This window comes from Klebsiella sp. CN_Kp088, assembly GCF_040064335.1.
Taxonomy (GTDB): Bacteria; Pseudomonadota; Gammaproteobacteria; order Enterobacterales; family Enterobacteriaceae; genus Klebsiella; species Klebsiella aerogenes.
In genome coordinates, this window is sequence record NZ_JBEAIQ010000020.1 from 24188 (window position 1) to 38665 (window position 14478).

Consider the following 14478-nt stretch of genomic DNA (forward strand, 5'->3'; position numbering starts at 1 on the left):
AGCTTTCGATGAGTACACGTTTACCGCTGGTTGCGGCGCAGCCGGGAATTTGGATGGCTGAACGCCTCTCCACGCTACCCGGCGCCTGGAGCGTTGCCCACTATGTTGAACTGCGCGGCAATCTTGATCCGGCGCTGCTGAGTAAGGCGATCGTCGCCGGGCTTAAGCAGGCCGATACCCTGAGCATGCGCTTTTGCGAAGATAATGGCGAAGCGTGGCAGTGGGTTGATGACGCGCGCGAGTTTGCCGAGCCGCAAAGCGTTGACCTGCGCCAGCAGGCCGATCCGCATATGTCCGCGCTGACGCTGATGCAAAGCGATCTCGGGCAGAATCTGCGCGTCGACAGCGGTAATCCGCTGGTCTGCCATCAGCTCATGCGTGTTGGCGACGACTGCTGGTACTGGTATCAGCGCTATCACCATTTACTGGTCGATGGTTTTAGTTTCCCGGCCATTACCCGCCAGATCGCCGCTATTTATCGCGCCTGGCAACGCGGCGAAGAGACGCCGGATTCACCGTTTACGCCGTTCGCCGAAGTGGTGGAAGAGTATCAGCGCTACTACGGCAGCGAGGCGTGGCAGCGCGATAAAGCCTTCTGGCAGGCGCAGCGTCAGGCGTTGCCGTCTCCGGCCTCGCTATCACACGCGCCGCTGGCCGGGCGGGCGACCAGCAGCGATATCTGGCGCCTGAAACTGGAGGCCGATCCGGCTGTCTTCAGCCAACTCGCGGCCAGCGCGCCGCAGTGCCAGCGCGCCGATCTGGCGTTGGCGCTGACGACGTTGTGGCTGGGGCGGCTGTGCGGCCGAATGGATTACGCGGCTGGCTTTATCTTTATGCGCCGCATGGGATCGGCGGCGCTGACCGCCACCGGCCCGGTACTCAACGTACTGCCGCTGGCGGTGAATATCGACGCGCAGGAGACGCTGGCGCAACTGGCGACGCGTCTCTCCGGACAACTGAAAAAAATGCGCCGCCATCAGCGCTACGATGCCGAGCAAATTGTCCGCGATAGCGGTAAAGCGGCGGGCGACGAACCGCTGTTTGGCCCGGTGCTGAACATCAAAGTCTTTGATTACCAGTTGGATATCGACGACGTGCAGGCGCAGACGCATACCCTCGCCACCGGCCCGGTGAATGACTTCGAGCTGGCACTGTTCCCGGACGAACACGGCGGCCTGTCGCTGGAGATCCTCGCCAATAAAGCGCGTTATGATGAGGCGACGCTGAACCGCCACGTGTCGCGTCTGACTGCGCTGTTGGCGCAGTTCGCCGCCAATCCGGCGCTACGCTGCGGCGAGGCGGAGATGCTGTCGGCGGAAGAAGGCGCGCAGCTGGCATTGATCAACAATACCGCGATGCCACTGCCGACCACTACCCTCAGCGCGCTGGTGGCGGAACAGGCGCGGAAAACGCCGGATGCCCCGGCGCTGGCGGATGCCAACTGGCGCTTTAGCTACCGCGAAATGCGCCAACAGGTGGTGGCGCTGGCCAACCTGCTGCGGCAACGCGGCGTGAAGCCGGGGGATAGCGTGGCGGTTGCCTTACCGCGTTCGGTGTTCCTGACGCTGGCGCTGCACGGCATTGTCGAAGCCGGCGCCGCCTGGCTGCCGCTGGACACCGGCTACCCGGATGATCGTCTGCGGATGATGCTGGAAGATGCGCGGCCTTCGCTGCTGATTACCTCTGACGATCAACTGGCCCGTTTTAGCGATATTCCGGGACTGACCAGCTTGTGTTATGAGCAGCCGCTGGCTGCTGAAGATGATACGCCGCTGGCGCTGTCAAAACCGGAACATACCGCGTATATCATCTTCACCTCCGGTTCCACCGGACGGCCGAAAGGGGTGATGGTCGGGCAGACCGCCATCGTGAACCGCCTGCTGTGGATGCAAAATCACTATCCGTTAACCGCCGCCGATGTGGTGGCGCAGAAGACGCCGTGCAGCTTTGATGTCTCGGTATGGGAGTTCTGGTGGCCGTTTATGACCGGCGCCCAGCTGGTGATGGCGGCGCCGGAGGCGCATCGCGATCCACAGGCGATGCAGCGGTTCTTCGCGCAGTACGGCGTGACCACTACCCACTTTGTTCCGTCGATGCTGGCGGCGTTTGTCGCCTCGCTGGATAGCGATAATGTGTCGTCCTGCCGGACGCTAAAACGCGTTTTCTGTAGCGGCGAAGCGCTGCCGACGGAACTGTGTCGCGAATGGGAGCGCTTAACCGGCGCGCCATTGCATAACCTGTACGGGCCGACGGAAGCCGCGGTGGATGTCAGCTGGTATCCCGCCTGCGGGCCAGAGCTGGCGGCGGTAACCGGCAACAGCGTGCCTATCGGCTGGCCGGTATGGAACACCGGATTACGTATTCTTGATGCCGCCATGCGCCCGGTGCCGCCGGGCGTGGCGGGTGATTTGTACTTAACGGGCATTCAGCTGGCACAGGGATATATGGGGCGACCTGATCTCACCGCCAGCCGCTTTATTGCCGACCCGTTTGCCCCCGGCGAGCGCATGTACCGCACCGGCGATGTGGCGCGCTGGCTGGATAACGGGGCGGTAGAGTATCTTGGCCGCAGCGACGATCAGTTGAAAATTCGCGGCCAGCGCATTGAGCTTGGCGAGATCGACCGGGTGATGGCGGCGTTGCCGGACGTCGCGCAGGCGGTGTGCCACGCCTGCGTCTTCAATCAGGCGGCGGCCACCGGCGGCGATGCCCGCCAGCTCGTCGGTTATCTGGTGAGCGAGTCCGGCCAGCCGCTGGACGTGGCGGCGCTGAAGGCCCGTCTTAGCGAACAGCTGCCGCCGCACATGGTGCCGGTGGTGTTAATCCAGCTGGAATCCTTCCCGCTCAGCGCCAACGGTAAGCTGGACCGTAAAGCGCTACCGCTCCCCTCCTTAAGCAGCGAGCGCAGCGGTCGCCCGCCGCAATCGGCTACCGAAATGGCCGTTGCCGCGGCGTTCAGTCAGCTGCTGGGCTGCGAGGTAAATGACATCGACGCCGATTTCTTCGCCCTCGGCGGCCATTCGCTGCTGGCGATGAGGCTGGCGGCGCAGCTTAGCCGCGAGCTGGCGCGGCAGGTGACGCCGGGGCAGGTGATGGTCGCTTCGACAGTCGGCAAGCTGAGCGCGCTGCTGGCTTCTGACCTGAGCGACGAGCAGGCGCAGCGCCTGGGCTTCGATGCGCTGTTGCCGCTGCGCGAGAGCGACGGTCCGACGCTGTTCTGCTTCCATCCGGCCTCCGGTTTTGCCTGGCAGTTCAGCGTGCTGGCGCGTTATCTTAACCCGCGCTGGTCAATTACCGGTATTCAGTCGCCGCGTCCGACGGGGCCGATGGCTTCCACCGCCAACCTCGACGAAGTCTGCGAGCACCATCTGCGCACGCTTTTAGCGCAGCAGCCGCATGGGCCTTACTATCTGTTTGGTTATTCGCTCGGCGGAACGCTGGCGCAGGGGATTGCCGCCCGTTTACGCCAGCGCGGCGAAGAGGTGGCGTTCCTCGGCCTGCTGGATACCTGGCCGCCGGAGACGCAAAACTGGGCGGAGAAAGAGGCGAACGGTCTGGATCCCGAAGTGCTGGCGGAAATCGCCCGCGAGCGCGAAGCGTTTCTCGCCGCTCAGCAGGGGCAGGCTTCCGGCGAGCTGTTCAGCGCGATCGAAGGTAACTACGCCGATGCGGTGCGCCTGTTGACGACCGCACACAGCGCGAAGTTTGACGGCAAGACAACGCTATTTGTGGCGGAGAAAACGCGCCAGAAAGGGATGGATCCGCAGGTCGCATGGGGGCCATGGGTTGGCGAGCTGGAGGTGTTCAGCCAGAACTGCGCCCACGTCGAGATTATCTCGCCGCAGGCCTTTGAAGCGATAGGCCCGGTAGTGCGGGAGATTCTGGGGTAACGGTAGAGCCCGGGCTACCCGTTTTGGGTAGCCCGGCTCAGCACAGCGCAAGCCGGGAATGCGATGGTTGAGATGGTATAGAAAAGATTATCGGCGACCCAGCGGCACTACCAGCGGCGTATGCGCCACCGGATCGTCGATGATCGTGCAGCGCAGACCGTAGATACGCTCAATCAGATCCGCCGTGACGATCTCTTTCGGCGCGCCTTCGGCCACGATCTTACCGTCGCGCAGGGCGATCAGATGGGTGGCGTAACGACAGGCCTGATTGAGATCGTGCAGTACCGCCGCCAGCGTATATCCCTTCTCGCGATTCAGCTCGCTTAACAGTTCCAGCAGGTCGATCTGATGGCTGATATCCAGCCAGGTCGTCGGCTCATCAAGCAGCATAATCGCCGTCTCCTGCGCCAGTACCATCGCAATCCACGCTCGCTGGCGCTGGCCGCCGGAGAGGGTATCCACGCTCTGCAGCGCGAGGTCGACAATACCCGTCGCCCGCATCGCGTTATTTACCGCTGCTTCGTCTTCTTTACGCCAACGGGTAAACATCGGCTGGTGCGGATAGCGCCCGCGCGCCACCAGCTCCTGTACGGTGATATCGCCGGGCGTGGTGGCATTCTGCGCCAGCAGGCCAATCCGCTTTGCCACCTCTTTGCTGGCGTAGTGCTGGATCTGCTCGCCATCGAGATAAACGTGGCCGCTGGACGGGGTCATCAGGCGGCTGAGGGTGCGCAGCAGGGTTGATTTACCACAGCCGTTGGGGCCGATAATCGCCGTGAAATGGCCGTCAGGAATCGTGACGTTCAGCGATTCGGCGATGGTCTTTTTGCCGTAGGCCAGGGTCAACTGGTCGCCGCGCAAACGGGAAGTTACAGCGGTCATTTTTTGCGGGACTCCTGAATTAATAACGCGATGAGGTAGATACCGCCAAGACTGACGGTGACCACCCCTACCGGTAACTGATAAGGCATGAACAGGCGCTGGGCACAGTAATCGGCCAGCGCCAGCAGCAGCGCGCCGCACAGCGCCGACTGGGTTAACCCCCAGCGTGCGGTGCCGCTTATCCGCCGGGCGATATGTGGGGCGACCAGCGCGACGAAAGAAATAGGCCCGGCCAGCGCGGTGGCGGAAGCGGTCAGCAGCACCGCCACCAGCATCAGCAGCAGGCGTGAACGTTCGACTTGAACCCCCAGCGCGCAGGCGGTATCGTCGCCCATCTCCAGCAGTCGCATCCGCCGCGCCAGCAGCGCGCCGCACGCTAACATCAGCAGGATCAGCGGCGCCGATGGCCAGGTTTTGCCCCACGTCAGGCCGTTGAGCGAACCGGCATTCCACAACCCGGCGGAAAGGGCGGTCTCAAGCGACGCGCGCAGCAGCAGCCAGGTATTGAATGCCACCAGCATGGCGCGCACGCCGATGCCGATAATGATCAGGCGGAAGGTTTCAATGCCGTTGCGCCACGCCAGCAGCCACACCACCAGCGAGGTCAGCACGCCGCCAAGCATCGCCGCCAGCGCGATGGCGGTCAGGTTCTGGCCGAACATCACCATCGCCACCAGCACGCCGCTCCAGGCGCCGGTGTTGAAGCCCATCACGTCCGGGCTACCCAGCGGGTTACGCATCAATGACTGAAAAATGGCGCCGCTGACGCCAAGCCCGGCGCCGATCAGCAGCGCCATCAGCACGCGCGGCAAGCGCCATTCGGTGACCACCATGCTGACGTTGCGCGGCGCGTCACCGAGCAGCGCAGAAACCACCTGTTCAATGCTGAGCGGCACCAGGCCATTACCCAGACCGAGCAGGGACACCAGCAGACTGGCGGCGATCAGCAGCAGGCAGCAGAACATCAGGCGGCGGGAGGGAGCCATCACAGCGCACCTCCTCGCGGCTGACGGCGAACCAGCCAGATCAACACCGGCGCGCCGATAAAGGCGCTGACCACCGAAACGCGCAATTCACCAGGCACCAACAGGCGGCCAAGCACGTCGGCAAACAGCAACAGGGCGGGGGTGGCGAGCAGCGTAACCGGCAATGACCAGCGGTGATCCGCCCCCACCAGCCAGCGCGCCATATGCGGCATCATCAGGCCGATAAAGGCGATAGGGCCGACCAGCGCCGTCGCGCTGCCGCACAGGACGGTTATCGCCAGCAGGCCGATTAACTGGGTGCGCGCGACCCGGCTGCCGAGCGCGGTGGCGGTGTCGGCGCCGAGACTCAGGCTGTTCAGCGCCCGGCTAAGAAACAGAGTTACCACGGCGGCAATCAGCACCGGCAGCAGGACGATTTTCAGCGTTTGCAGGGTGCGAATATCCAGCGAGCCGGCCTGCCAGAAGCGCAGCTGGTCATACACGTCCGGGTTGAGCAGGGCGATGCCGTTAGATAAGCCTTCCAGGACCGCCGCCAGCGCCACGCCCGCGAGGGTCAGGCGCACCGGGCTAAGCTGGCCGCCACCCTGGCTGCCGGTAAACGCGACCAGTAGCGACGCGACGAAGGCGCCGCAGAAGGCCATCAGCAACTGCTCCTGCGGCGAAGTGATGCCCAACAGCGCCGCACCGAGCACGATGGCGAAGCTGGCGCCGGAGTTGACGCCGAGCAGGCCCGGGTCGGCCAACGGGTTACGGGTGAGGGTTTGCATTAGCGCGCCGGCGAGGCCAAGCGCGCAGCCGGCCAGCAATCCGGCCAGCGTACGCGGCAGGCGGGCATCCAGTACGATAGTGCAGTCGGCGCTCTGACAGCTGCCGGAGAAGGCATCGACAATCACCGAAGGCGGCAGAGGTTTGGCGCCGATAAGCAGGCTGAGCGCAATCGCGAGAGCTAAAAGTAACAAGAGACCAGGCACGGCGACGGCGCGCACCGTGGTCGTAGAAAACGACATAGTTCAAATCCCTGATATGATAATGATATTAATTATCGTTATCGATTTTATTCAGGTATGTTACCATGAGAAACCATAAAAATGGTATGAAAAATAACGACAAGGCCCTTGCATGAACCGACCTTCCCGGCTGCTTGATGTCAGCCTCCTGCGCACCCATCCGGCGTTCCGCGCCGTCTTTATCGCTCGCTTTATCTCTATCCTGTCGCTTGGCCTGCTGGGCGTGGCGATCCCGGTACAAATCCAGATGATGACCCATTCGACCTGGCAGGTGGGGCTCTCGGTGATGCTGACCGGCTGTTCGATGTTCATTGGGCTGATGGTCGGCGGCGTGCTGGCCGACCGTTATGAACGCAAACGCCTGATCCTGCTGGCGCGTGGCACCTGCGGCGTGGGCTTCGTCGGCCTGTGCCTGAACGCTATGCTACCGGAACCCTCGCTGGCGGCAATTTACCTGCTGGGGATCTGGGATGGCTTCTTCGCCTCTTTGGGCGTGACCGCGCTTCTGGCGGCAACGCCGGCTTTAGTCGGCCGCAAAAACCTGATGCAGGCCGGAGCGATCACCATGCTGACCGTGCGTCTCGGTTCGGTGATATCGCCGATGATCGGCGGGCTATTGCTGGCGACCGGCGGCGTGGCCTGGAACTATGGCCTGGCGGCGGCGGGGACGTTCATTACCACCCTGACGCTGCTACGCCTGCCGCTGCTGCCGCCACCGCCGCAGCCGCGCGAGCATCCGCTGAAATCGTTGCTGGCGGGGCTGAAATTTCTCTTTAATAGCCCGCTTATTGGCGGCATTGCGCTGCTCGGCGGCCTGTTGACGATGGCCAGCGCGGTGCGGGTGCTTTATCCGGCGCTGGCGGAAGGCTGGCAGATGTCAAATTCGCAGATTGGCCTGTTGTATGCCGCCATTCCGCTTGGCGCGGCGCTGGGGGCGTTAACCAGCGGACAACTGGCGCATACCGCGAAGCCGGGGGCGTTGATGCTGATAACGACGGTAGGGTCGTTTGTGGCGATTGCGCTGTTCAGCGTGATGCCGTTCTGGGCGCTGGGCGCGCTCTGTCTGGCGCTGTTTGGTTGGCTGAGCGCGATAAGCTCGCTGCTACAGTACACGCTGATCCAAACGCAAACGCCGGAAAATATGCTGGGGCGCATTAATGGCCTGTGGACCGCGCAGAACGTGACCGGCGATGCTATTGGCGCGGCACTGTTGGGTGGATTAGGGGCGGTAATGACCCCGGTGGCTTCAGCCAGCGCCAGCGGCTGGGCGCTGGTGATTGTTGGCGTATTACTGATTGGCTTATTGCGCGAGCTACGCCGTTTTCAGCGTCCGGAGCAGGCCTGCGAAAGTTAAGCGCGACAACAGCAAAAAGGCCCCGGATTGCTCCGGGGCCTGGCTTCATTTATAACCCTTAGTACGCGCCGAGATCTTTCCAGACGTCGAACTGGCCGCAGTACAGGTCAGGCTGGTTGCCCTGAGACCACCATTTCACCTGATAGTTGTGGCCTTTCCAACTCACGGTTTCAAAGGTACCCCAGTTGCCGCCATAAACGGTTTTGGCATCCCACAGCGGGTAAGGCGTGGCGTCGTCAGATGGTACCACGTCATCATCCTGCGCAGGCGTGGTGTCATCAGTCTCTTTTTCTTCGTCAGCAGGTTCATCTGCCGGCTCATCGGCTGGCTTGTCATCACTCTGACCGTCCCCGGAAGCCACGACAACGGAGAGGATAAAGCGCTGCTGGGTTGACGGTTCGCCCCAGGTATCGCGAACGAACAGCGTGAAAGTGAACTCGGTATCCGCGGTGACTTCCGGTACATCGAACTCAATAACCGCGGCGGTTTTATCCGCAACATCAATGGCTGCCGGCACGCCCCAGCTGTAGTTCAGCTCGTCGCTATCTTCATCAGACGATTTTTCCCCGGACAGGCGTACGCGGGAGCCGCCTACGACCATCATTTCAATTGCCGCTTCCGGCGCATGGTTTACCGTCGGTTCAGTTGGCTCATCTTCTGACTTATCGTCTTCTTGTTCATCAGCTGGCACAACGTTAATGCCTTCGAAATAGAACGGCTCCATATCGATAACTTCAGAGGCGATTTCGTAGCCCAGACCTTCACGGGCGGCGTTAACCAGCACGCCGTTATCATGGTCGATAGTCCAGGTGAACAGGCCGCCTAAGCCCAGACTGGCAGCGTATTCCCCTTTGGCTTTGACGGTGCGCGGGGTATCCAGCGACATAAACAGTTTGGATTCCGGGTTGTAGAGGAAATCAGCGTCAGCAACCTGATCGGTATAGACGTTAAAGCCGTTACGCCCTTTCTGGTTTTCCAGATCCAGGTAGTTATAAATGACGTCATACCATTCGTTGGTACCGGATTCAAAGGTACCGACGGTGGTGCCGTTCCCCGGGTTATAGGTGCCTTTGAGTGGAGACAGGGATTCCAGCTCGGCGTTGCGGCCGTTACGGGTATAACCGGCGTAACCGATGTTGATGCGCTCAGCCGGGAAACCTTCCGCCAGCAGATGTTCAACGATGGTGTTAATCGCCCAGCCGCCTTGCTCAATGGCTTTCAGGTTGGTGTGGTGGGTGATGCTTTCCGCCCACGGGGTGCCGAAGAAGTCATAGGTCATGACGTTGATGCCGTACAGACCGGCATTCATCAGCGCTTTGACGTTGGAATAATCAAAGGTCTTCACCACGGCGGAGCTGGCGATAGAGATTTTGACATCGCTCAGGCCGGCAGAATCCAGCTGCTTACGCAGTTCGGCAATAAGTAACGCATAGTTTTCACCATCTTCCGGGCCGTAGGGGTTGCCGGCGCCTTCGGCGTTCGGGTATTCCCAGTCGATATCCACTTCGCTGAACATCGGGAACTGTTTGAACAGCTTCACCACGCCTTTAGCGAAGGTTTTACGCGAGGAATCAGATGCCGCGGTTTCATGGAAACCGTTACTCATGCTCCAGCCGCCGATGCTCATGGACAGCACCAGGTTGTGGCCCTGCTGTTTGGCTTTCGCCTGCAGGTCGCGCAGACCGCCGAGCAGGCCTTTGGTGTTTGTCTGGGTTACGGTTTTCGGATCGACATCCCAGCCGCTGACGCTGTGGCCAACGTTAACGTAAGACTGGAAGTCGCCCCACGGGTCGAGGAAAGTCGGTTCATATTTGACTTTGCCGCACTGTTCAGCCCCTTCGGCCACCACATCACGCCACAGGCCATCCACTTTATGGAAGCCGGTCACGCCGACGAAACCAACGATGATTTTATCGTAAGCGGTAGGGGAGACGTTGGTCAGGTCGTAGCCGCGTCCGCGGTTATCTTTCGCATCGCTGCCCTGCAGGCGGCCATCGTACTGAGACCAGTCGGTGTAGTAACCAAAGACCTTTGGTTTGGTGGTCGCGCTTTTGTATTTGTTATAGACCGGTTTAGCGACGCGGTCTGACGTATAGCTGTAGTTGCTGACTTCAGTTGCCGGGTTAAAACCATCTGCGGCGTTGCTGGTTTCGGTCAGGGTATCGCCCTTGATCAATTTGCTAGTGGTCACGGTAAGTTCCTTCTGAGTTGAATGTCCACCTCAAGTGGTGTGGGGCAGATATTCAGGGAAGGCGGCGACGATGGCTAATCACAAAACAACACCTGAAACGATGATGATTCGCGTGAGGCGCCGATGAGGTACCAAGAGAGGAAAGAAATAAAAAATTCTTTTATAACAACATGATGATGTGGGTGATGATGTGAAATGAGATCCCGGCGCAGGGCGCCGGGGAGAGAGTCAGGCAAAGAGCGCCGATAAACGCTGCAGCACCAGCATGGCGCTGTAGTAGTCCAGACGGAAGGTTTCGGTCCCCAGCGGATAAACGCGTTTAGCGGCAACCGACGGTAGGTGCGCCAGTAGCGGGTTGGCGTAAATGGCCTCGGCGTCTTTCTGGTCGCCGGCGAACAGGAACAGGCTTTCGCCGTTGATACCCGCCGCCAGATTCTCGCCGCCTAACTGTACGATGTCGTGACGCTTACCCTGGCTCTGGCTGGTGTGCAGGTTACCCGGCAGCGTCGCCAGCTTAAAGCCTAACTGTTCCAGCATCTGACCCTGCGCTGATTCCGGCGTCCAGATATTGGCGCTGTGCGCCGCGGCGGTATAAACCAGCGCGGTGACCGGCTGCGGCGGCAACTTTAGTTTCTCTTTTAACGAAACGAGCTGTTTATTGAACTCGGCAATGCGCGCGTCCGCCTGCTTTTCGTGACCGGTAATATGCCCTAATTGGGTAAGAAGCGTCTGCCAGCTTTTATCGTCGTAGTTGATGATAAGCGTCGGCGCGATAGTCGACAGCTGGTCGTACAGGGCCAGCGCGGAATCTCCCCCGGTGGCGCTTATCAGAATCAGATCCGGCATCTGCGCCGCCACCGCTTCGGCGCTGGGTTCGCCAATATACAGTCGCGCCAGGTTGCGCTTTTTAGCGACATCGCCCCACTGGCGCAGAAAGCCCTGCGCATCTGCCACGCGGTTATTCGGCGTGGTCGCGCCGCTGGCGACCACCGGCGCATCAATAGCCAGCAGCGAGCCGGTGAGGGTGACGCTGGTCGAGACGATGCGCTGCGGTTGGCTTTCCAGCGTATGAGTGCCGCGGCTATCGACGATCTGACGCGGCCAGTCTGCCGCCAGCGCTGAGTTAATTCCTAAAAGGCACAGCCCGCTGGCGAGTAAAGTACGACGGCAAAAAGTGGCAAAATTCACGAATTCGCATCCTGAGTCAGTTGTAGTAAATACGTCTCATTTTCAACATTGTATTGTCCGGATGCAAGTGTAAGTCGCATAACCTGCTGTTTGTGCGGTTGACAAGGAGAGCAATACCTTTTAGGTTAGCCAACAAAAATATAAATGATAATTATTCTTAATATCTTTATCGTTTTTGGAGGATGATATGGAAACGTCACTGGCTGAGGATGTACAGGAAAAAACGCAGACCCTGTCGCCGCAAAGCTTCTTCTTTATGTCGCCGTACCGCAGCTTCAGCACCACCGGCTGTTTTAGCCGTTTTTCCCAACCTGCCGTCGGCGGTGATTCACTGAACGGCGAGTTCCAGCAGAAAATGGCGGCCGCATTTGCCGAGGCCCGCGCGGCGGGGATCCGCAAGCCGGTCATGGTCGGGGCGATCCCGTTCGACACCAATCAGCCTTCCGAGCTCTATATTCCCGAACGCTGGGAAACCTTCTCCCGTACCGACAAACAGCAGTCCGCGCGTTATGCGGCGCCGCTCAAGGCGATGGATGTTGTCGATCGTCAGGAGATCCCGGAACAGGACGAGTTTTTGGCGATGGTGGAACGCGCCGCCGCGCTAACGGCGACTCCGGAAGTCGACAAAGTGGTGCTATCAAGGCTGATTGATATTACGACCCGCGACCGGGTTGATAGCGGCGCGCTGCTGGAACGGCTGATCGCCCAGAACCCGGCGAGCTTTAATTTCCATGTCCCGCTATCTGATGGCGGGGTATTGTTGGGCGCCAGCCCGGAACTGCTACTGCGTAAAGAAGGACTGCACTTCAGTTCGCTGCCGCTGGCCGGCTCCGCCCGCCGCCAGCCTGACGATGTGCTGGACCGGGAAGCGGGTAATAAGCTACTGGCGTCAGGCAAAGATCGCCATGAGCATGAGCTGGTGACGCAGGCGATGAAGAGCGTGCTGGGCCCGCGCAGTAGCCAATTGTCGCTACCGGAATCGCCGCAGCTGATTACCACCCCGACGCTCTGGCATCTGGCGACGCCGATCGAAGGTACGGCGCTGGCGGAAGAAAACGCCATGTCGTTGGCCTGCCTGCTGCACCCGACCCCGGCGCTGAGCGGCTTCCCGCACCAGGTGGCGAAGCGGCTGATTGCCGAGCTCGAACCCTTCGATCGCCAACTGTTTGGCGGCATTGTCGGCTGGTGCGATGACGAAGGCAACGGCGAATGGGTAGTGACCATCCGCTGCGCGCGCTTACATCAACGCTCGCTGCGCCTGTTTGCCGGCGCGGGTATCGTCCCGGCCTCTTCGCCGCTGGGCGAATGGCGTGAAACCGGCGTCAAACTCACCACCATGCTCAACGTATTTGGCTTGAATTAAGAGGCAAGGATGATTGCATTTACCCGTTGGCCGGAAGAGTTTGCGGCCCGCTATCGTCAAAAAGGCTACTGGCAGGATCTGCCGTTAACCAATCTGATTACTCGTCATGCGGACAATGACGCCGTGGCGATTATCGACGGCGAGCGGCAGATTAGCTACCGCCAGTTTAACCAACTGGTGGATAACCTCGCGTCCTCCCTGCAGCATCAGGGACTCAAGCGCGGAGAAACCGCGCTGGTGCAGCTTGGCAACGTCGCCGAGTTCTACATTACTTTCTTTGCGCTGCTGCGCATCGGCGTCGCACCGGTTAACGCTTTGTTTAGCCATCAGCGCAGCGAACTCAACGCCTATGCCGCGCAGATTAAACCGGTGCTGCTGATTGCCGATCGCGAGCACGCGCTGTTTGCTGACGATAGTTTCCTTAATGGTTTTATCGCTGAGCATCCTTCGCTGCGTGTCGCGCTGCTGCGTAACGATGGCGGCGAGCGCGACCTGGCAACGGAAATTAACCGCACGGCGGATAACTTTGTCGCCAATCCGACGCCGGCTGACGAAGTGGCTTTTTTCCAGCTCTCCGGCGGCAGCACCGGGACGCCGAAGCTTATTCCGCGAACCCATAACGATTACGACTACAGTATCCGCCGCAGCAACGAGATCTGCGGTATTAACGCCGACACGCGCTATCTCAACGCGCTGCCGGCGGCGCACAACTATGCGATGAGCTCGCCGGGATCGCTGGGCGTCTTTCTCGCCGGCGGCCGGGTGATCCTCGCCGCTGACCCGAGCGCCACGTTGTGTTTCCCGCTGATCGAAAAACATCAGATTAACGTCGCGTCGCTGGTGCCGCCGGCGGTCAGCCTGTGGCTGCAGGCTATTCATGAATGGGGCAGCAACGCGCAACTGCAATCGCTGCAGCTGCTGCAGGTTGGCGGAGCGCGCCTGTCCGCGACGCTCGCCGCGCGTATCCCGGCGGAAATCGGCTGCCAGCTGCAGCAGGTGTTCGGCATGGCGGAAGGGCTGGTTAACTACACCCGCCTCAACGATAGCCCGCAGCGAATTATCAACACCCAGGGTTGCCCGATGTGTCCTGACGACGAAGTGTGGGTGGCGGATGCCGACGGTAACCCGCTGCCGCGCGGCGAAGTGGGCCGTCTGATGACCCGCGGCCCTTATACCTTCCGCGGCTATTACAACAGTCCGCAACATAACGCTGAAGCCTTTGATGCCGATGGATTTTACTGCTCCGGCGATCTGATTTCGATCGATGAAGATGGCTATATCACCGTCCAGGGCCGGGAAAAAGATCAGATCAACCGCGGCGGCGAGAAGATCGCCGCTGAAGAGATAGAAAACCTGCTGCTGCGCCATGAGGCGGTGATCCACGCCGCGCTGGTTAGCATTGAAGACAATCTGCTGGGCGAGAAGAGCTGCGCTTATCTGGTGGTGACATCGCCGCTGCGCGCCGTCGCGGTGCGCCGTTTCCTGCGCGAGCAGGGCGTGGCGGAATTTAAATTGCCGGATCGCGTGGAGTGCGTTGCCGCGCTGCCGCTGACGCCGGTGGGCAAAGTCGATAAAAAACAATTACGTCAGTGGCTGGCCGAAGGCAAGCTGGGCTGA

The 14478-nt window shown here is 60.6% G+C and carries 9 protein-coding genes; 4 read left to right on the forward strand and 5 right to left on the reverse strand.

Features of this window, described 5'->3' with window-relative positions:
* Window positions 1–8: 8 nt before the first annotated feature.
* Window positions 9–3890, forward strand: coding sequence for an enterobactin non-ribosomal peptide synthetase EntF (gene entF, locus ABLV08_RS10260; protein ID WP_348855814.1), 3882 nt, complete (start codon window positions 9–11; stop codon window positions 3888–3890).
* An 87-nt stretch (window positions 3891–3977) separates the two neighbouring features.
* Here the strand turns inward: entF and fepC are convergent, their stop codons facing one another.
* Genes fepC through fepD form a run of 3 tightly spaced genes read right to left on the reverse strand, consistent with a single transcriptional unit; the run spans window position 3978 to window position 6765 of the window.
* Window positions 3978–4772 (reverse strand): iron-enterobactin ABC transporter ATP-binding protein, encoded by a 795-nt coding sequence (gene fepC, locus ABLV08_RS10265; protein ID WP_015367776.1) that lies wholly within the window; start codon window positions 4770–4772, stop codon window positions 3978–3980.
* Window positions 4769–5758: an iron-enterobactin ABC transporter permease gene (gene fepG / locus ABLV08_RS10270; RefSeq protein ID WP_015367775.1), complete on the reverse strand. Its 990-nt coding sequence runs from the start codon at window positions 5756–5758 to the stop codon at window positions 4769–4771. The genes fepC and fepG overlap by 4 nt, the downstream gene beginning before the upstream one ends.
* Window positions 5758–6765 carry a Fe(3+)-siderophore ABC transporter permease gene (gene fepD, locus ABLV08_RS10275; protein WP_015367774.1) on the reverse strand — a complete coding sequence of 336 codons (1008 nt, stop codon included), beginning with the start codon at window positions 6763–6765 and terminating at the stop codon, window positions 5758–5760. Before fepD ends, fepG begins: the two co-directional genes overlap by 1 nt.
* 112 nt (window positions 6766–6877) lie before the next feature.
* Here fepD and entS point away from each other — a divergent pair, with 112 nt between their 5' ends.
* A complete protein-coding gene (gene entS, locus ABLV08_RS10280; protein ID WP_348855816.1) occupies window positions 6878–8119 on the forward strand; it encodes an enterobactin transporter EntS in 1242 nt (413 codons plus the stop codon).
* A gap of 58 nt (window positions 8120–8177) precedes the next feature.
* Here the strand turns inward: entS and ABLV08_RS10285 are convergent, their stop codons facing one another.
* Together ABLV08_RS10285 and fepB are read right to left on the reverse strand one after the other, a co-directional pair.
* Entirely contained in the window at window positions 8178–10310 is a 2133-nt protein-coding gene (locus ABLV08_RS10285) for a glycosyl hydrolase family 18 protein (RefSeq protein ID WP_348855817.1), read from the reverse strand.
* A gap of 228 nt (window positions 10311–10538) precedes the next feature.
* On the reverse strand, window positions 10539–11498 hold the full coding sequence (fepB, locus tag ABLV08_RS10290; RefSeq protein ID WP_046884126.1) for a Fe2+-enterobactin ABC transporter substrate-binding protein: 960 nt from the start codon (window positions 11496–11498) through the stop codon (window positions 10539–10541).
* 187 nt (window positions 11499–11685) lie between these two features.
* Between fepB and entC the strand changes: the two genes are divergently transcribed.
* Together entC and entE are read left to right on the forward strand one after the other, a co-directional pair.
* Window positions 11686–12861, forward strand: a complete 1176-nt coding sequence (gene entC, locus ABLV08_RS10295) for an isochorismate synthase EntC (protein ID WP_045361975.1) — start codon at window positions 11686–11688, stop codon at window positions 12859–12861.
* A 9-nt stretch (window positions 12862–12870) separates the two neighbouring features.
* Window positions 12871–14478: a (2,3-dihydroxybenzoyl)adenylate synthase EntE gene (entE, locus tag ABLV08_RS10300; protein WP_015704713.1), complete on the forward strand. Its 1608-nt coding sequence runs from the start codon at window positions 12871–12873 to the stop codon at window positions 14476–14478.